Source organism: Anaerotignum sp. (assembly GCF_030625865.1).
GTDB lineage: Bacteria > Bacillota > Clostridia > Lachnospirales > Anaerotignaceae > Chakrabartyella.
Genome location: NZ_DAOUQB010000011.1, coordinates 1 through 17,964 on the forward strand (window position 1 = coordinate 1; position 17,964 = coordinate 17,964).

The 17,964-nt window shown below is 37.6% G+C and carries 24 protein-coding genes; 22 read left to right on the plus strand and 2 right to left on the minus strand.

Annotated elements, in window-relative coordinates; all coding sequences use genetic code 11:
• The first annotated feature begins 183 nt into the window (after positions 1-183).
• The 7 genes from P9Q65_RS04625 to P9Q65_RS04655 all read left to right on the plus strand — a co-directional run bounded on the left by P9Q65_RS04625 (position 184) and on the right by P9Q65_RS04655 (position 3,433).
• A complete protein-coding gene (locus P9Q65_RS04625) occupies positions 184-633 on the plus strand; it encodes a helix-turn-helix transcriptional regulator (protein WP_304508202.1) in 450 nt (149 codons plus the stop codon).
• 201 nt (positions 634-834) lie between these two features.
• On the plus strand, positions 835-1,110 hold the full coding sequence (locus P9Q65_RS04630; RefSeq protein WP_066050855.1) for a CD3324 family protein: 276 nt from the start codon (positions 835-837) through the stop codon (positions 1,108-1,110).
• A 134-nt stretch (positions 1,111-1,244) separates the two neighbouring features.
• Positions 1,245-1,574 (plus strand): hypothetical protein, encoded by a 330-nt coding sequence (locus P9Q65_RS04635; protein ID WP_304508203.1) that lies wholly within the window; start codon positions 1,245-1,247, stop codon positions 1,572-1,574.
• Complete coding sequence (locus P9Q65_RS04640) at positions 1,496-1,885, plus strand: ATP dependent DNA ligase (protein WP_304508204.1); 390 nt, start codon at positions 1,496-1,498, stop codon at positions 1,883-1,885. Before P9Q65_RS04635 ends, P9Q65_RS04640 begins: the two co-directional genes overlap by 79 nt.
• A gap of 128 nt (positions 1,886-2,013) precedes the next feature.
• Positions 2,014-2,775 (plus strand): DNA adenine methylase, encoded by a 762-nt coding sequence (locus tag P9Q65_RS04645; protein ID WP_304508205.1) that lies wholly within the window; start codon positions 2,014-2,016, stop codon positions 2,773-2,775.
• 111 nt (positions 2,776-2,886) lie between these two features.
• Positions 2,887-3,138: a helix-turn-helix domain-containing protein gene (locus tag P9Q65_RS04650; RefSeq protein WP_304508206.1), complete on the plus strand. Its 252-nt coding sequence runs from the start codon at positions 2,887-2,889 to the stop codon at positions 3,136-3,138.
• A 127-nt stretch (positions 3,139-3,265) separates the two neighbouring features.
• Positions 3,266-3,433: a hypothetical protein gene (locus tag P9Q65_RS04655; RefSeq protein WP_304508207.1), complete on the plus strand. Its 168-nt coding sequence runs from the start codon at positions 3,266-3,268 to the stop codon at positions 3,431-3,433.
• A 33-nt stretch (positions 3,434-3,466) separates the two neighbouring features.
• Here the strand turns inward: P9Q65_RS04655 and P9Q65_RS04660 are convergent, their stop codons facing one another.
• Positions 3,467-4,048, minus strand: a complete 582-nt coding sequence (locus P9Q65_RS04660) for a polysaccharide deacetylase family protein (RefSeq protein ID WP_304508208.1) — start codon at positions 4,046-4,048, stop codon at positions 3,467-3,469.
• A gap of 137 nt (positions 4,049-4,185) precedes the next feature.
• On the opposite strand from P9Q65_RS04660, the gene P9Q65_RS04665 reads away from it, so the two are divergent.
• From P9Q65_RS04665 to P9Q65_RS04680, 4 genes are all read left to right on the plus strand, one after another.
• A complete protein-coding gene (locus P9Q65_RS04665; protein WP_304508209.1) occupies positions 4,186-5,286 on the plus strand; it encodes a PfkB family carbohydrate kinase in 1,101 nt (366 codons plus the stop codon).
• Entirely contained in the window at positions 5,283-6,203 is a 921-nt protein-coding gene (locus P9Q65_RS04670) for a pseudouridine-5'-phosphate glycosidase (protein WP_304508210.1), read from the plus strand. Before P9Q65_RS04665 ends, P9Q65_RS04670 begins: the two co-directional genes overlap by 4 nt.
• Before the next feature lie 247 nt (positions 6,204-6,450).
• Positions 6,451-7,605 carry a radical SAM protein gene (locus tag P9Q65_RS04675; RefSeq protein WP_304508211.1) on the plus strand — a complete coding sequence of 385 codons (1,155 nt, stop codon included), beginning with the start codon at positions 6,451-6,453 and terminating at the stop codon, positions 7,603-7,605.
• Positions 7,606-7,617: 12 nt separating this feature from the next.
• Positions 7,618-7,800, plus strand: a complete 183-nt coding sequence (locus tag P9Q65_RS04680) for a FeoB-associated Cys-rich membrane protein (RefSeq protein ID WP_304508212.1) — start codon at positions 7,618-7,620, stop codon at positions 7,798-7,800.
• Between the two features lie 124 nt (positions 7,801-7,924).
• Here the strand turns inward: P9Q65_RS04680 and P9Q65_RS04685 are convergent, their stop codons facing one another.
• Positions 7,925-8,626: a hydrolase gene (locus tag P9Q65_RS04685; RefSeq protein ID WP_304508213.1), complete on the minus strand. Its 702-nt coding sequence runs from the start codon at positions 8,624-8,626 to the stop codon at positions 7,925-7,927.
• 220 nt (positions 8,627-8,846) lie between these two features.
• Between P9Q65_RS04685 and P9Q65_RS04690 the strand changes: the two genes are divergently transcribed.
• From P9Q65_RS04690 to P9Q65_RS04740, 11 genes are all read left to right on the plus strand, one after another.
• A complete protein-coding gene (locus tag P9Q65_RS04690) occupies positions 8,847-9,749 on the plus strand; it encodes a hemolysin family protein (protein ID WP_304508214.1) in 903 nt (300 codons plus the stop codon).
• Between the two features lie 50 nt (positions 9,750-9,799).
• On the plus strand, positions 9,800-10,312 hold the full coding sequence (locus P9Q65_RS04695; protein WP_304508215.1) for a ferritin: 513 nt from the start codon (positions 9,800-9,802) through the stop codon (positions 10,310-10,312).
• Positions 10,313-10,526: 214 nt separating this feature from the next.
• The gene (locus tag P9Q65_RS04700; RefSeq protein WP_304508216.1) at positions 10,527-11,327 is read left to right on the plus strand and encodes a DUF4397 domain-containing protein; all 801 of its coding nucleotides are present in this window, start codon (positions 10,527-10,529) and stop codon (positions 11,325-11,327) included.
• 93 nt (positions 11,328-11,420) lie between these two features.
• A complete protein-coding gene (gene coaBC, locus P9Q65_RS04705; RefSeq protein WP_304508217.1) occupies positions 11,421-12,617 on the plus strand; it encodes a bifunctional phosphopantothenoylcysteine decarboxylase/phosphopantothenate--cysteine ligase CoaBC in 1,197 nt (398 codons plus the stop codon).
• 293 nt (positions 12,618-12,910) lie between these two features.
• A complete protein-coding gene (locus P9Q65_RS04710; protein WP_304508218.1) occupies positions 12,911-13,936 on the plus strand; it encodes a transglutaminase-like domain-containing protein in 1,026 nt (341 codons plus the stop codon).
• A gap of 68 nt (positions 13,937-14,004) precedes the next feature.
• Positions 14,005-15,048 (plus strand): type II secretion system F family protein, encoded by a 1,044-nt coding sequence (locus P9Q65_RS04715; RefSeq protein WP_304508219.1) that lies wholly within the window; start codon positions 14,005-14,007, stop codon positions 15,046-15,048.
• A 12-nt stretch (positions 15,049-15,060) separates the two neighbouring features.
• Positions 15,061-15,369: a hypothetical protein gene (locus P9Q65_RS04720; protein ID WP_304508220.1), complete on the plus strand. Its 309-nt coding sequence runs from the start codon at positions 15,061-15,063 to the stop codon at positions 15,367-15,369.
• A gap of 8 nt (positions 15,370-15,377) precedes the next feature.
• Positions 15,378-15,857 (plus strand): DUF4860 domain-containing protein, encoded by a 480-nt coding sequence (locus P9Q65_RS04725; protein ID WP_304508221.1) that lies wholly within the window; start codon positions 15,378-15,380, stop codon positions 15,855-15,857.
• 1 nt (position 15,858) lies between these two features.
• A complete protein-coding gene (locus P9Q65_RS04730; RefSeq protein ID WP_304508222.1) occupies positions 15,859-16,260 on the plus strand; it encodes a hypothetical protein in 402 nt (133 codons plus the stop codon).
• Entirely contained in the window at positions 16,253-16,705 is a 453-nt protein-coding gene (locus tag P9Q65_RS04735; RefSeq protein WP_304508223.1) for a hypothetical protein, read from the plus strand. Before P9Q65_RS04730 ends, P9Q65_RS04735 begins: the two co-directional genes overlap by 8 nt.
• Positions 16,706-16,719: 14 nt before the next feature.
• Complete coding sequence (locus P9Q65_RS04740; RefSeq protein ID WP_304508224.1) at positions 16,720-17,793, plus strand: type IV pilus twitching motility protein PilT; 1,074 nt, start codon at positions 16,720-16,722, stop codon at positions 17,791-17,793.
• The last annotated feature ends 171 nt before the right edge of the window (positions 17,794-17,964 follow it).

Sequence of the window (17,964 nt, forward strand, 5' to 3'; positions counted from 1 at the left end):
AGGTGGAAGATAATAAAGAAAATATGGTCAACAAGATATTTAAGAGAAGATGCAAGTGTTCTATTGACCATTAGAGAAAAAAATGGGTAAAAGGATTTTTGTCGTTACGAGGAGAAATTAAAATGGAGAAATCACCTTGACAATGTATCGGGTTACCGATATATTGAAGATGGGTGATATACAATGACGATAATGGAATTATTAAAAGAAAAGGGACTGTCACGATACAGCTTATCTAAGACAAGCGGTGTCCCTTGGGCAACCCTTGCAGATATTTGTTCTGGCAAAACAAGCCTTAACCGATGCAGTGCAGAGACACTTTCAGAGCTGTCTAAAGCACTGAATTTATCCATTGAAGGAATACTGAAGCTGGAACCAGAGTATTCTAAAACCGAAAAAACAGGGAAGCCGGCGGATAAAGCATATTTGGAAACAAACTTGTCTCCGCAATTAACAAAGGCGATCAAAGATTATGAGCAGGGAGAAAAAGACAAAGTTTCCTACATGGATTGTCTGTGGGGAGAACTATATGGCTCTATCAATGCAGACTTTTGGTCAGACTGTCTCACAGAAGAACAAGCAAATTATTTAAGGAAAAAATATCTTTACGGAGAGGAGGAGTTGAATGATTGATTTGGCATAATCAGCCGTCAGTATTTTTATAGGTTAGAATGGTTTATTAAAGGCAAACAGTAGCTTAATATGAAAGGGGCATTGTCTTATCAAAAAAGGAACATTGGAGTCGGTATTGTGCGTAGCAAGGGCTATCGCATAATTAAAATATGAAGATAGTCCTTGCGTAATCCTATTTTCTGAATATTTAGGAGGTGCACAATGGACTATAAAAATGCAATTTGTGTATTGCCAGACAATTTAATTACGGCAATACAGCAACATATAGATGGAGAATATCTTTATATTCCACGGAAAGGTGAGAATAAAAAGGCATGGGGAGAGCTTAAAAACAGCAAACAATTATATGCCAAGCGAAATGCTGTTATTTTCGAAGAATATAATGGTGGTATGACTGTGAAGGAGCTGTCCAACAAATATTTTTTATCTCCAAAAACTGTCTATAAGATATTGTCTAGCATGAAAAATAACAAGTGAATCATAGAAAGCGACATGGATTGAAAACGCATGTCGCTTTTTTATTTCTGCACTATTTTGTAGGAAGCTTTTACCAAAGCAGGGAAGTATAATGAAACTATGATAAAAAGAAAATAATGATAAGGAGAATTACAATGGAGTATACAAAAAGTCAAAAGTACAACACCCCAGAATTGATGGCCAAAATCATGGGGCCTAACCCCTTTAAATTACAGGAAGAAATGCTTCAAAATCATGAAATTCCTGATGGTAGTAGTGTTTGCGACCTTGGAAGTGGGCAAGGGCTAACAAGCGTTATGCTGGCAAAAGATTATGGCTTTAAGGTTTACGCCGCTGATTTGAAGTGTCTGAAGATAAAGAGCTGGAGGGTGTTGTTGCCAAAAGAATGGATAGTAAGTATTACTTTGATAAGCGTACGAAAGATTGGATTAAGTTTAAACGAATGGCAGATGAGGAATTTGTGATTTGTGGGTATATTCAAAAAGATAATGGCATGAATACATTAGTGCTAGGTCAATACAGCAAAGAAAGGCTGATTTATAGAGGACATGTTACCTTAGGGGTGAAACTGGATTTTTTGCAGGACCATAAGTGCAACAGGATGGATTTTTCACCGTTTACGCTAACGCCAAGTGGAAATGAGGGTGTTGTTTGGCTTGAACCAAGCTTGGTGGGAGTTGTGGAATATATGCCAAACACAAAAGATTCTTTGCGGCAGGCTGTATTTAAAGGGGTTAGGGATGATATTGAAGCAAAAGAATGCAAAATTAAGTAAATGAAATATTATGAATTTTGGTTGAGCTCCTCTTTTATGAGGAGCTTTTAACTATTGAAAAGAAAAAAATAAAAACAATAAAACAAAAATGAGTCGGAATTATAGGTTAGGAATATGGAGGTAGACTTATGGATAGTTTTATTGCTTGGGTAGGCGGAAAGAAATTATTAAGAAAGAAAATTGTAAATAGATTTCCTGAAGAGAGCATCAAAAAATATGTGGAAGTGTTTGGCGGCGCAGGATGGGTGTTATTCTATAAAGAAAAACACGCAGAAAAAGAGGTTTATAACGACATCAATTCTGAATTGGTGAACTTGTTTAAGAATGTAAAATATCATCCGGAAGCGGTGGCCAAAGAGTTGGAATTTACATTAAGTGCTAGGGAGATTTTTGAAAAATACAAGGCGGCGGATGTTAGCCAAATGACGGAGATCCAGCGGGCGGCTAGATATTTGTATTTGATAAAGCTTTCTTATGGTGCCACGGTGCGCTCCTTTGGGTGCAGAGCCAGAGAATCGGTCAATTTTGATGTTTTACATAAAGTGAAAGAACGTCTTTCTGGTGTACTTATTGAAAATAAGAGCTTCAAAAAATTGATTCCTGCCCAGGATGGACCAGGAACCCTCTTTTATTGCGATCCGCCATATCACAATACAGAAAAGTATTATGATACTGGTGAGGACATTTTCAATGAAGAAATGCACATCTTACTACGGGATACATTAAAGGGCATCAAAGGGAAATTTATTTTATCATATAACGATGATGAATTTATCAGAGAACTTTATAAGGACTTTGTTATTGAAGAGGTAGAGCGTTCGCATAATTTAAAAACGGCCATAGGTGAAGCGGGCAGTCGGTATAAAGAATTGATAATCAAGAATTTCTAATTTTTTTTAAAGTGAAAATTACATATTACGCAATTATATTACTTAAATTGCAACCATATCTTAAAAACTGTTACTATTATTACATAATTGGTAATGAACGGAGGTAACCCGGTGATTAAGATATATTTATCTACTATTCTTGGAATGGAAAGAATGACGCAGATTGAACTTGCAAGAAAGACGGGCATTCGTGCGGCTACAATAAATGCTATTTATAATGAAACGATTGACAGAATTAATTTGGAGCATTTGAGTAAAATTTGTGAAGCACTGGATTGTCGGGTGGAAGATTTGCTCCAATACATACCCGATGAAGAATATTATGAACATAGAAGAAGGCCTCAAAAGAAAAAAGTTAAGTAAAAATGAAGATGAGTCTAAGGTTTTAAATAAATCCCTCTTTTGAAGTGAACCCCTTTTGTTAGACAAAAAATCTAATCTTTCTTGTACCATTATACGAAGTTGAGAGACGATTAATGGGAGGACTATTATGAATTCTATATGCTACAAAAACACAAAGACCACCTTACCTGGATGGGTAGACGATTTACACATAAGGAATCAAATTGGATATGCTTATGAAACTGAAACTCATTTTATTCATGTGTATGGGGCAGGAAAGGGTGGAGGCATAGAGTCGGAAAAAGTTAAGTTTTGAAATTATTTAGATTAAATAACTGCCTGAGAATCCTTAAATCCCGGCAGTTATTTTTCTTTCTAGTGTATCGACGTCCCATTGAATGGGATAGTATGAGTTAGCAAAAGATGTTTCAACTACCGTGTTATTATACTCCCCAAAGGGCGGGCGAAACAAATCCATTTCAATCCCTGTCAAATCTTTTACTGCCTTATGGCAGTCAGCCAGTTCTTTTGAAATTTGTTCTGCGGACATTTGATTCATATGAGGATGGGTAGAAGAATGGTTCCCTAAATCATGGCCTCCCTCGGCAATTTTTTTCACTTCTTCCGGGTAATCCGCTACCCAATAGCCGCAAAGGAAAAAGGTTGCCTTTACATCATTGTCGGCAAGAATTTGCAGCAACTGATCCGTATCCTCAGCGCCCCAAGCCGCATCAAAACTAATAGAAACCTGAGGTTTTTCTGTTTCCACACAGTAAATTGGAAGCTTTCTTTCTGTTTTTGCAGAAACAATGGCTGAGACCTTTGCGGCCGCAGGGGGGACAAAATAACTACAAACGCCAACACAGGCAACTGCGGCTAAAGCCACTAAAATATGTTTTTTTCTAATATGTATTGCTTTGAATAACTTCATTATGCTACCTCCGAGCTTTTTTACCAATATATCAATTTATAAGTAAGAATATGAAAGAAACGACTTGACAATCGTAAAAAATAAGAATAATATAAATATATGTTTAAAATGTAAGCACTTATAAAGAAGGTGATGAGTTGACACAAAGAGAGCGGGAAATATATGATATTATTCGTGCAATGCCAATGGCAGAGCAAAGCGAAATCGCCCAAAAGCTGAATATAACCCGTAGTTCTGTGGCTGTGCATATCGCAAACCTACAGAAGAAAGGGTATATTTTGGGTCGGGGCTATTTGTTGAAGGAACAGGATTATATCATTGGAATCGGTGCAGCAAATGTGGATATCCACGGGAAAAGCAAAAAAAGTATTATTTTAAGGGACAGTAACCCTGGTAATATGAATTCTTCCGCAGGTGGTGTAACAAGAAATGTTTCGGAAAATCTTGCCAGACTTGGAGCGCCGATAAAGCTGATTACTGCCTTGGGGGATGATATTTATGCTGAGCAGATTCGAAATGAATGTACTGCCGCCGGTATTGATTTTTCCCATAGTATGGTGGTGAAAAAGCATCCTTCGTCCACCTATATTTCAATTTTGGACGAAAAGGGCGATATGTTTGTCGCTATGTCCGATATGTCTGTGTTGCAGCGGATGAACATGGATTTTTTAAAAACGAAATCGGGCATTATCAATGGAGCTAAATATATTATCTGCGATGCCGGTCTTCCGGAAGAGGTTTTAGAGGGCATTTTAGACGTTTATGGAATGCAGACCCCTGTTTTTATTGATCCTGTTTCTTGTACTTATGCTGAAAAGTTGAAGCATCTGATTGGGAAGGTTGACACACTAAAGCCTAATCGAATGGAAACAGAAGTGATAAGCGGGATTGAAATTCGTAATGATACGGATTTGGAGCGTGCAGCAGATTTGCTTTTAGAAAAAGGGTTGAAGCATATTTATATCAGCCTTGGCTCTGAGGGATGTTTTTATATGAACCGGGACGGAGTCAAAATAAAACGGGCACTTAAGCCTCTGGAACAGATGGAAAATGCTACGGGCGGCGGAGATGCTTTCATGGCGGCGATACTATATTCAAGATTATTTGATTTTGAAGTGAATGATACGTTGGAATTTGCTTTGGCAGCAGGAGTTGCAGCCATTTCTAACAAAGCAACCATCAATCCGAATATGAGTGTAGAATTAATCGAAAAAATATTGGAGGAAAGAATACTATGAATTTAAAAAAATATTTAACCATTACTCCTGAAATTCAAGAAGCAATTGATCTTAAGAAACCTGTTGTTGCGTTGGAAAGCACTATTTTAAGTCATGGTATGCCTTATCCTGAAAATGTTGCATTTGCTCATAAGGTAGAGGAAATTGTACGCAAAGAGGGTGCGATACCAGCCACAACTGCAATTATTAATGGAAAACTGAAGGTTGGACTTACCGCCGAAGAGCTTGAGATTATGTGTAAAGGAGAAAACGTGGGGAAGGTTAGTCGTCGTGATGTTGCAGTATATTTGGCAACAGGAAGAGTGGGAGCTACTACAGTTGCTACTACAATGATGATTGCAGCCATGGCAGGTATCCGTATTTTTGCTACAGGGGGGATTGGCGGTGTGCATAGAGGTGCAACGGAAACTATGGATATTAGCGCGGATTTGCAGGAATTGGCACATACACCGGTAGCGGTGATTGGCGCAGGGGCCAAATCTTTGTTGGATATCGGCCTTACCTTGGAATATTTGGAGACTATGGGAGTACCTGTAATTGGTGTAGACACTGACGATTTTCCTGCTTTTTATTGCAGAAAAAGCGGTTACAAAGTAGACTTTAATGCAAAAGATGAAAAGCTTATTGCCAAGATTTTAAAAACAAAATGGGATTTAAATATTGAAGGCGGTGCATTGATTGCAAATCCTATTCCAGCAGAATATGAGTTGGATTTTGATGAAATGGAAAGCGTAATCAACCGTGCTTTGGAGTTGGCAAAAGAACAAGGTATTCGAGGTAAGGATACCACACCTTTCTTATTAAGGCATATTAAAGATATGACAGAAGGGGTATCTTTTGCGTCAAATTTGCAGTTGGCCTACAATAACGCAAAAGTTGCTTCAAAAATTGCCGTAGAACTTGCAAGGTTGGATTAATAGCCTTGAAAAAAGGATTATAAATAAAGGAAATGCCCCATTGCCTAACATGAAATTTGTCTGGAAATGGGCATTTTTTATTCGGAGAAGACGGTTATATGAATTTAATGAGCCATTTTTTTATAAAGAGGAGGTTTTTTTGTAAAAAGCCTGTTTGTTGTGATACCAATAAACTTCGACTTGCTTTTTTGTACGAGATTATATAAAATGCAAGAAAGAGCGGTGGTTCTTCGAAAGGAGTGAAGTTATGGAACAGGGCGTATTTCAAATTGGGCCCATTCGTCCCCCCAGTGAGGCAAACAGCTTATTGCTTCGGGTAACGGAAAATTGTCCTTGGAATAAATGCAAATTTTGTATGCTTTATAAGAAAAATGATTTTCATACCAGATCAGTGGCTGATGTAAAAAAAGATATTGATGTTATGGCAGAATATCGAGATAGAATTCTCGCCCATGAACATAATGGTGAGTATGACATGGAGGCAATTCAACAGGAATACCTGTTGTTGCCCAGTGATGAGGCAAAAATCTGCTATCAAATGGTTTTTACATGGATGACAGAAGGGGATAAACAGGCAATTTTTTTACAGGATGCAAACACCATGGTTTTGCGCCCTGACTGGTTGATAGAAATTGTGAGCTATGTAAGGGAACGCTTGCCGGAAATTCAAAGGATTACCTCCTATGGCAGGGCAAATACCTTGGCTCGTATTTCTCCGGAGGATTTCAAGAACTTGCGGGCGGCGGGGTTGGATCGTATTCATTCCGGCTATGAATCCGGATCAGATCAGGTTTTGACTATGATTTCAAAGGGGGCAACCCAGGAAGATGAAATCATTGGCGGTAAAAAAGTAAAAGAGGCGGGAATTGAGCTTTCCATTTATTTTATGCCGGGGGTAGGCGGTAAAAGCTTATCTAATGAAAATGCAATGGAAACGGCAAAGGTAATCAATGAAGTGAATCCGGATTTTGTACGCTTGCGTACCTTCGTGTTAAGAACAGGATCCTTGATGGAGGAACTTCGGGATTCGGGTATGTATAAGGAACAAAGGGATATAGAAAAGCTTCTGGAAATTAGAAAGATGCTTGCCCATATTGATCCAAAGAAGGCTCACGGTAAAATAGCCAGTGATCACATCATTAACCTTTTGCAGGAGGTAACGGGATATATGGATCAGGATTTGCCTTGGATGCTGGAATATATTGATTCTTTCTTTGCCCTTCCGGAGTTGGAGCAAAAGAAATATCAGCTGGCAAGGCGAATGGGGTTTCCATTGGATTGGAAGTATTTATACCGACTACAACCGTCAGATCAGTCACGGATAGAGGAGATGTCGAAAAATATTGTTGATGATAAGGAGTGGGAGGCCTTGCTCCATCGTTTTACCGACAGATATATTTAAGGAGATGAAGAGTTGGAAGCAGAAATGATTTTTACCAAGGTAATTCCCATAATTTTGGTGATTTCCATTGTGTATTATAATATGCGTAAGATGCAGAAAAATTTGAAGAATATGAAAAACGGATGCAGTGGCAGTTGCAGTGGGTGTGCCCATAGCACCAGTTGCAGTAAGCCGGAAAAAAAGGAAGAAGAATAATTTATCTTTTATTACATTGCAAGACATTTGCGTGTTAGGAAAAAATAATTTTTCAAATTTCCCATGTAAGTTTTTTATAAAAAATAGCCCTTTTTGAGGTTTTTCTCAAAGGGGCTTTATTTTTTTATTTTTCAGTTGATTTTGCTTTTTGTTGTTGTTCGTGTTCCGTACGATAACGGCTCATGAGTCCGTGGAATAACTCCATAGCAGTTGGAGGAGTAAAGCTGATTGCATTCGCTCCTGCCTCAATGGTACGTTTAATACTCTCTCTTGTCGGACCACCTGTGGCAATAATGGGAACATGAGGATATTTTTGGCGAATTGCATAAACTACATCAGGTGTACGACTTGCGGCTGAAACATTCAAAATGCTTGTACCGGCGGCTAATCTTCCGTCTATATCACTGTCTGCATCTAACACTGTTACGATAATAGGTATGTCAATAATTTCATGAATATGTTGAATTACAGAATTGCTGGTAGGTGCATTTACGACAACACCCATAGCACCAAGCGCTTCTGCATCTTTTGCTAGCATTACGACACGAGGGCCTGTAGTTGTGCCACCACCTACACCGCAAAAAACGGGGATGCTTGAGGCGGAAACAATGGCATCTGCAATGATTTGCTGAGGTGTAAAAGGATATACTGCCAAAACTGCGTCCGCATTACAGTTACGGATAATTGCGATGTCGGTTGAAAATATTAGTGATTTAATACGCTTTCCCCAGATAACAATACCACTGGCGCTCCATATTTCTTCAGGCATTGTTACAATATGTTTTCTTAATCTGCTGTCAATACGGGGGATGTTTTTTTCAGCCATATTCTAGCTCCTTTCACGATAAAAGAAATAAATAACTTTATAGAAAAGTTGTTATAATTATACAATTATTTCTCTTGTTTGTCAATAATATTTGTGAAAAATGAAAGAGAAATTAATTTGTCAAAGGTATAAAATATAAACCAAAACTTGACATAGATGAGGTTTGATAATAAACTACATTTAGAAGAATATTTTAGTATTTTTTGGAGGATGATTTTATTTGGGAACCGTAATAGGTTTAGCCATATCGTTAATTTTGAATATCGTGTTGTTTTTTTTACTTTGGAAAACAAGGGAAGAAAAAAAACGTGCGATTATTACAGAAGAAGGAATCCGCATGATGGTGGATGCCGGTGGGGATAATGGAAGTATTGATGAAACAGAAAAAACAATGATTAATAATATTTTTGAATTGGGAAATACCTATGTTGGGGAAATTGCAACGCATAGAACGGATATTGTTGGAATTGCCTATGATGCTTCCTTTTTAGAGATTATGAAGGTTGTTGCTGAGGAAAAATATTCCCGCATTGTTGTTTACGATGATAATATAGATAACATTGTTGGTTTGATTCATGTAAAGGACATTGTGAAATTTTTTCTTTCTGATGACAATGATAAAAACAAATTTGATTTAAAAGAAATTATTAAGAAGCCCTATTTTGTACCTTTTTCCAAAAAAACGGATGAACTTTTTCGGGAAATGCAGAGAGATAAGGTACATATGGCCATTATTATCGATGAGTACGGTGGAACAGCGGGGTTAGTTACCATGGAGGATTTAATCGAAGAAATCGTTGGTAACATTTTTGATGAGTACGATCTGGAAGAAGAAGAAGATATTTGCGTGATTGATGAAAAAACCTATCAGATTAATGGAACGACAGATTTGACAGATGTAGCGGATTTTCTTGGAATTTCCTTTGAGGACGAAGAAGATTATGATACATTAGGCGGGTATCTCATTGGACAATTGGGGAGAATTCCTGAAGAGGAAGAGAAACCAGAGGTTACAGTGGGTAATTGGCTTTTTCGTATAGAGAATATAGAAGAAAAGCGAATCGAAAAGGTATTGGCTTTTTATCTAGAAACACAAGAAGAAGTGAACACCGAAAAGGAATAATAAACAAAAGTCCTTTTCACAATATGAAAAATATATTAGGAGGGATAATCATGTTAGATAACAAAGTAATAGAACTTTTAAATTCTCAGATCACTAAGGAATTTTATTCCGCTTATTTGTACCTGGACTTTGCAAATTTTTATGAATCCAAAGGCTTAGAAGGGTTTGCTAACTGGTATAAGGTACAGGCGCAGGAAGAAAGAGATCATGCTATGCTCTTTTATCAGTATATGCAAAACAACAATCAGCGCGTGGATTTTCAGGCTATTGCAAAACCCGATGTTCCCATGGAAAGCCTAATGGATCCATTAAAGGCAGCTTTGGCACATGAAGAATATGTTACTGATTCTATTCACAAAATTTATACAGCGGCACAAGAAGTGCATGACTATCGTACCATTCAATTTTTAGATTGGTTTGTGAAAGAGCAGGGCGAAGAAGAAACAAATGCAAATAATTTGATTACCAAAATGGAGTTGTTTGGAAGTGAAGCAAAAGGTCTTTATATGCTGGATAATGAATTAAAAGCAAGAGTTTACGCTGCACCATCATTGGTTCTTTAATACAGCGAATGTTAAGAAAAATCAGTTTAATTAGCAAACGGAAGGTTTGCGGGGAATAAATGATAATTGTTTTGAGCGTATACGAATTTGTATGCGCTTTTACTTTGCAGTAAGAGTGCTTCCTTTTTCAAGTATATGGAAGATTTTCGAATCATTCACACTAAATTTTGTCCTGCCATATTGTAAAATAAAAAAGAATGGTGGGGGTATGGCTATGACTGAAAATAATAGCAATCCTATCGAGACAAGTGACAAAATGATGATGCCTTTACCATTATCAGAGGAAGATATTCAAGAATATGATGATTATATGACTGTGGAAAAGAACAGTGATGTAATTCGGAGGCTCTGCCCACAAGCCAATATTGTTCCAAATGTGAAAGATGTTCAAATACCAATTGTGCCGGGAATTACATTGTATAGCTATCTAAGGCTTTTTAATGCCTTTTCCTGTGTACCCAAAATAGACATTTATATAAATAACAAAAAGGTTGCTTCTGCTTTAGAATATAAATCCTTTACGGAATATTACAAGATTTTTCCAGGATATTACCGTATTCAAATTTTTGCGGCAGGGGAAACCCAAAAACCTCTTTTGGTTACCTGTACTCATTTGATCGGTTATCTCATTTATACAGCTGCTATTACAGGAATAGAAACTAAGGCTTTTTTAGAATTGCTGAATGATAGAATCTTTACTATTCCGGATGAAAAAGCGGCACTGCGTCTTGTTCAGTTATCACCCAATGCACCAGTAATGGACGCTTTTTTTGATGACTTTCTTGCTTTGACAGAGGTTGATTTTCGTGAAATCAGTCGCTATTTATTAACACCTTCTAAAAAGGCAAAATTAACTTTGAAGGATTATGTTAAAAAAAGTGTTTTGCTGGAACAAGGTGCCGTTCCATTAGAGAGTTTATATGTATATACAGCGTATGTAATCGGCAATATGAATGTTGAAGATGGATTAGAACTTTTAGTTAAGGAAGAGGGCATGGCGTTTTTGAGTTTTTAAATAGATTTTAAGAAAAAGGCTAGTAGTAAATAGAATTGTTTGTTATAATATGCCCAAAGATAATATGCAAATACGGAACTAAAGGAGTATGCTATGTTACTGAAAGGAAAAACAGTGGTTTTAGGTGTGACAGGGAGTATCGCTGCGTATAAAATGGCAAATGTGGCCAGTATGCTGGTAAAAATGGAATGTGACGTTCATGTGATTATGACGGAAAACGCAACCAATTTTATTACTCCTATAACTTTTGAAACTTTAACAGGGAATAAATGCTTGGTAGATACATTTGATCGTAATTTTCAATTCCATGTTGCTCATGTTTCTTTAGCAAAAAAAGCAGATGTATTTTTAATAGCGCCGGCTTCGGCTAATGTAATCGGCAAATTGGCAGGCGGAATTGCAGATGACATGCTTACAACGACAGCTATGGCTTGTAATGCAAAAAAAATTGTAGCACCGGCTATGAATACCAATATGTATTATAATCCTATTTTACAAGATAATTTGAAGAAGCTTGTTGCATACGGTTATGATATCATTCGGCCGGAAAGCGGTGTTTTGGCGTGCAGAGATAGCGGAGATGGAAAGTTGCCCAAAGAAGAAATTTTGGTTGGGCATATTCTTCGGGAAATTGCTTGCAAAAAGGACTTGGCAGGGCAAAAGGTAATCATTACTGCAGGGCCTACGCAAGAGAGCGTTGATCCTGTAAGATATATTACAAATCACTCTACAGGGAAAATGGGTTATGAGCTTGCCAACGCGGCGATGCTTCGTGGGGCAGAGGTTACATTGGTAAGTGGTGTAACATCTTTGGATAGACCTCTTTTCGTAGAGTATGTTCAGGTGAAGAGCGCCGGAGATATGTTTGAAGCTATGAAGGAGAGGTTCTTGGAGAATGATATCATCATTAAGGCAGCAGCCGTTGCAGACTATAAACCGAAAACTGTTGCAGATGATAAAATGAAGAAAAAAGACGGAGAAATGAGTATTGAATTGGATCGTACTCAGGATATTTTGAAGTATATGGGTGAGCATCGCAGAGAGGGACAGTTCTTTTGCGGTTTTTCCATGGAGACGCAGAATATGCTGGAAAATTCCAGAATCAAGCTGGAAAAAAAGAATATAGATATGATTGTTGCAAATAACTTAAAGATTGCAGGCAGTGGTTTTGGAACAGATACAAATGTTGTAACAATGATTTCCAAGGCGGAAGAGATTCAGCTTGAACTCCTAACAAAAGAAATGGTTGCTCATAAAATTATTGATGAAATTTTGAAATTAAAGGGTTAATGATAAAGCGTATCCTCGTATGGAGAGATGCGCTTTTTGTATATTGCCTTTGATGAGGACTTTCGTTATCAAGATAAGGAAATGGCTGATTTTGTGAAAATATTTGTTAGAAGATTAACCTGAATAAATCCATATATTTTTTACAAAAAAAGATGTCTGCCATTAAAAAATTCAAAGGGCAAAAGGCAGAAATAAAAATATTTTAGCAAGGCAAAAAACGATGGGTTTCATTGACTGTTTACTTATTTTGTGCTAAAATTTAGTAAATATAGGTAAGGAAATGAGGTGAGAAGATGATGAAAAATAATTTTAAAAATTTCATTATGTTTTTTTCTTTGATGGGTTTGCTTCTTTCGGGTTGTGGAAGTTCTACTGCTACGAATACACAGGAAGAAGAAACTGCCCAGTTTCCGATAGAGTTATATAATCAGAAGGATTCTTTTGAGTTGGAGGAAGCTCTGGCTGAGCCTATGGTGCCTTTATCGGGGGATCCCAAGGCTGACGTTTTTCAGCAACCTCAGGCATCAGGCACGATAGTATATACAGCTAGTGGGAGTAATGATGTTACCATGGATGCTTCCAATACTGCTGATGGGTATGTTATGGTGAAGTATACAGGCAATGCATCTTCAAAATTAAAGGTGATTTTGACTGGCCCAAGTGGTGTGAAGTATACCTACAATTTAAGTAGTAAGGGAAATTATGAGACTTTTATCCTTTCAGATGGCAGTGGGAAATATTCCCTTGGTGTATATAAGAATATTGCAGCCACAAAGTATAGCACATTATTTTCCAAAAATTTTCAGGTTTCGTTGAAAGATGAGTTTGCACCGTTTTTACGCCCAAATCAATATGTAAATTACAACGAAAACAGTCAGGTGGTAAGTTTGGCTTCTTCTCTCGTGAAGGATTGCAGCGATGATATTGAGAAGGTTGAAATCATCTACGATTATGTTGTAAAAAATATAACTTATGACAAACAAAAGGCACAAACGGTACAAAGTGGGTATGTTCCTGTTGTTGATGATGTTTTGAATGGAAAAAAGGGTATTTGCTTTGATTATGCAGCAGTTATGGCATCTATGCTTAGAAGCCAGGGGATTCCCACAAAACTGGTTACAGGCTATACCGGTTCGGTATACCATGCTTGGATTTCTACTTATACGGCGGAAACCGGATGGGTTGAAGGGATTATTTTCTTCGATGGTACCACTTGGCGGCTGATGGATCCTACCTTTGCTTCCAGCGGGAATTCCAGCGATGCGATTATGAAATATATCGGGGATGCAAAGAACTATAAGGAAAAATATTTATATTAATTTTAATAGTACGGGATAAACGTAACCGCTGAGTTTCAGCGGTTCGTTGTGTATATGGGGGTTTTTTTATGAAAGAAAGATATTGGTCAAATGAAGAGCTTTCCGCATTTTGCCTTGAGTTTTCATTGCTTTTAAAGGCGGGTATGTCCGTTGCGGAAGGTTTTTCTATCCTATCAGAAAATGAACAGGAGTCAAAGAAAAAGAAGTTTTTATTGTCTTTATACGAAAAAACAATACAACGTGTTTCTCTCCATCAGACTATGCTGGAAGGGGAAGTATTTCCTCCATATTTGTTAAAGCTGATTTATATTGGTGAGGAAACAGGACATTTGGAAGAATGTTTTGCCTCTTTGTCTTGCTACTACGATCAGAGGATTAGAACCCACAGGTTGCTTAAGGAAACAGTGATGTTTCCTTTGGTGCTTTTTGTGATGATGCTAGCTGTTGTGATTCTTTTATTGACAGAGGTTTTGCCAATCTTTCAGAGTGTTTTTGCCCAATTAGGTGGAACCCTTCCGGCAAGTGCTATGTTTTTTTTGCATATGGGTGTAGCCTTAAAACAAAGTAAGAATTTATTATTGCTGATTATAGGAATTTTTGTTGTTTTGGCAGTTTTAGCATGGAGAGTTGAATGGGTTCAAAGTAGAATAAAAAACTTTTCTCAACGCCGTTTGGCAAAAATGAAATTGGGAAGATTTTCAGCGGAAGCTCAGTTTGCTTCGGTCTTGTCTATGACTATAAGCAGTGGTTTGGATACAAACAGAGCCTTGGAAATAGCGGAAGAGTTTTGTGCAGAAACTGTTTTTTGGACGAAAATACATGAATGTAAAGAAAAAACACAGCTCGGTATGCCTTTTGCAGAGGCGGTAGAGGAGGAAGGGTTATTAAAACCAATGTATTGCCGTATGCTTGCTATAGGCATAAGAAGCGGTAATATTGATGAAATATTATTGGAAATTGCAAGGAGAACGGAGGAGGATTCCTCTTTGCTCCTAACAAAAACAGCATCTATGGTAGAGCCTGCTGTGGTTGTTATTTTATCGTTGTTAGTCGGCTTTCTACTCCTTTCTGTGATGTTCCCCTTAGTAGGCATCATGAGCTCTCTGGGATAAGAGGTGAGAAGAATGAAAAAAAGCCTAGGTATAATAAAAGAATATGGTTTATCCTTTTGTTTATTTTTTGTAGTGGGAGGATTTATTTTTTTTGGTTTGCATCAGACGAAAATGGTGCAAGAGCAGGAGGCACTTAGAATTGCAAAAGAAAGTATTATGAATGGCGCAATTCGATGTTATGCGTTAGAGGGGGTCTATCCGCCAAGCTATGAATATTTGAAAGAGAATTACGGCATTCAAATTGACGAGGAAAAGTATGCGATATTTTACGATATTTTTGCATCAAATATGATGCCGGATGTTACTGTAATTGAGAAATGAGGGGAAGCATGAAAAAACAAACTCGTTTTTTAGAAACGATACCGAATCTTTTGTTATTTTTTCTGTTTACTGCTTGCATGTTGGCAACGTTGCTTGCAGGGGCGAGGGTTTACCAAAGAGTTTCCTCTGTTTTGGATGCTCAGTTTTCCACAACAACTTGTATAAACTATATTTCGGCAAAGGTTCGCCATTATGATAAGCAGGATGGAATCGGCATGGGAAGGTTAGAGTCTGTTGATGCACTGGCCCTTTATGATACCTATGATGGGGAGGAATATGTTACGTATATTTATTCTTTTGATGGGTATTTAATGGAATTATTTTGCAGTGCAGATGGGCAGTTTCTCCCCCAAGATGGACAACAGATCATGCCTATTGATAATTTTAAGATATCTTTAGAAAATCAGATGCTATTTGTCCGTTGTACTTGTAAGGAGGAGGAAGAAGTAACTGTTCTAGATATACACAGCAAGGAAAGGGGGAATTGAAATGAATACACGATCTAAAACCCCTTTATTTTTAATGGAAGTAGTGATTATGTTATTGGTATTTGCCATTTCCGCAAGCATTTGCCTAAAAGTTTTTGTGGAAGGGAAAAAAATATCAGAGGATAGCTATAATTTAGATAAAGCCTGCTTGGAGACCCAAAAGGCGGCAGAATACTGGCAGAATACAAAGGGCGATTTGAAGCAAACTGCTGAGCTTTTGCAGGCAAGCTTGCAAGATAACAAGTTGCAATTATTTTATGACGAGGATTGGAACCTTACGAAAAAGAATGCTGCTTTTACCCTTACCATGGAAATTGCAGGTGCAAATGCGGATATCCAAATACAGGATCAAGAAAAAGAACTTTTTTCTTTAAAAACCGAGGCGGTGATTTTTGGTGAATGAGAAAAGAAGTCCTAAAATTAGTATCGGTATTGTGTCTATGGTGGTAATTCTTACTGTTTTGTGTCTTACAATATTTTCTGTTATTACATTGGGCACTGCCATTAACGAAAAGCAATTAGCTGAAAAATCTGCAAGAGCAATAGAGAATTATTATCAGGCAGAAACATATTGCAGTGAGATTGCCAATAATATAGGGAAACTTTGGAAAGAAAATAAAAGCAGTTTTCAGTTGCAGGATTTCGCTAAGGAGAATAATGTGGATTGCCAACTGGAAAAAAATGAGATATACTTTTCATATTGGTGTCCAATTGATGAAAGTCAGGCTCTGTTTGTAACTATTTCCGTGGGTGATACTTTTTCAATTGAGCGCTGGAGTGTTCAGGCCACCCAAGAATGGGTTGCCAACGAGGATTTACAAGTTTGGGATGGGGAAAGTATTGAATGATTAGGGGGCAGCCTATGCTTTCATTTTTAGAAGTAATAAAGCAAACAAAGGAACTTGGTGCATCGGATATTTTTATTGTTGCCGGCAAACCATTGTCATATAAAAAAGGGAAAATGATCTTTCAGTTAAATGATGAAAAGGTAATGCCCGATTATTCAAAGCAATTGGTGGAAGAGGCTTATAAGTTTGCAAACCGGGAGCTAAGTCGTTTGTCAGTGGATGGGGATGATGATTTTGCCATTTCTGTTCCCGATTTAGCCAGACTAAGGGTGAATTGCTATAAGCAAAGAGGATCGTTGGCTGCTGTCCTGCGCATTGTTTCCTATGGAATACCGGATTATCAGGCTATTGGAATACCGGAAGAAGTTGTGAATTTAGCAACAAAGCAAAAGGGGTTGATCCTAGTAACAGGTTCTGCGGGAAATGGCAAATCTACAACTCTAGCTTGTATCTTGCAAAGGATTAATGAGACAAGAAGCGATCATATTATAACCTTGGAGGACCCCATAGAGTTTTTATATCGCAATGAGGAATCCATTGTTAGCCAGCGGGAAGTCGGTCTGGATACAGCGAATTTTGTTTCTGCCCTACGCTCCAGTTTAAGGCAATCCCCGGATGTTATTTTAGTTGGAGAAATGAGAGATTATGAAACGATACAAATTGCCATGACTGCTGCGGAAACAGGCCATCTCATTCTCTCTACCCTTCATACGGTGGGGGCCGTCAATACCATTGACCGTATTATAGATATTTTTCCGCCAAATCAGCAACAACAGGTGCGTGTTCAGTTGTCAATGGTACTACAAACTGTGGTTTCTCAGCAATTGATTCCTACTGTGGATGGCACATTGATTCCTGTTTTTGAAATAATGCATATGAACAATGCTGTTCGTAATATGATTCGAGAATCTAAGGTGTATCAAATAGAATCAGTAATTGGAATGTCAGGTGCAGAAGGCATGGTTTCTATGGATAGTAGTTTATATGAACTTGTCACAAGTGGAAAAATAACCGTAGAAACGGCATTACAGTATGCCCTTCATCCGGAGCTTTTGGAAAAACGCCTTCGTTTGAATCAGAAACGGTAAGGCGGCGGTCTCATATAAAACGGTGTTTCTTTATTAAATTGCGTAACAAGTAACAATGTTCTGCTAAGAAGCAGGTTCCCTCACTGATTAAAATAAAAACTAAAATGCGTACTACAATATTTAAACGATTTAAATTAGATAAGTGCCAGGTAAACAAGGAGAGGGATGTAT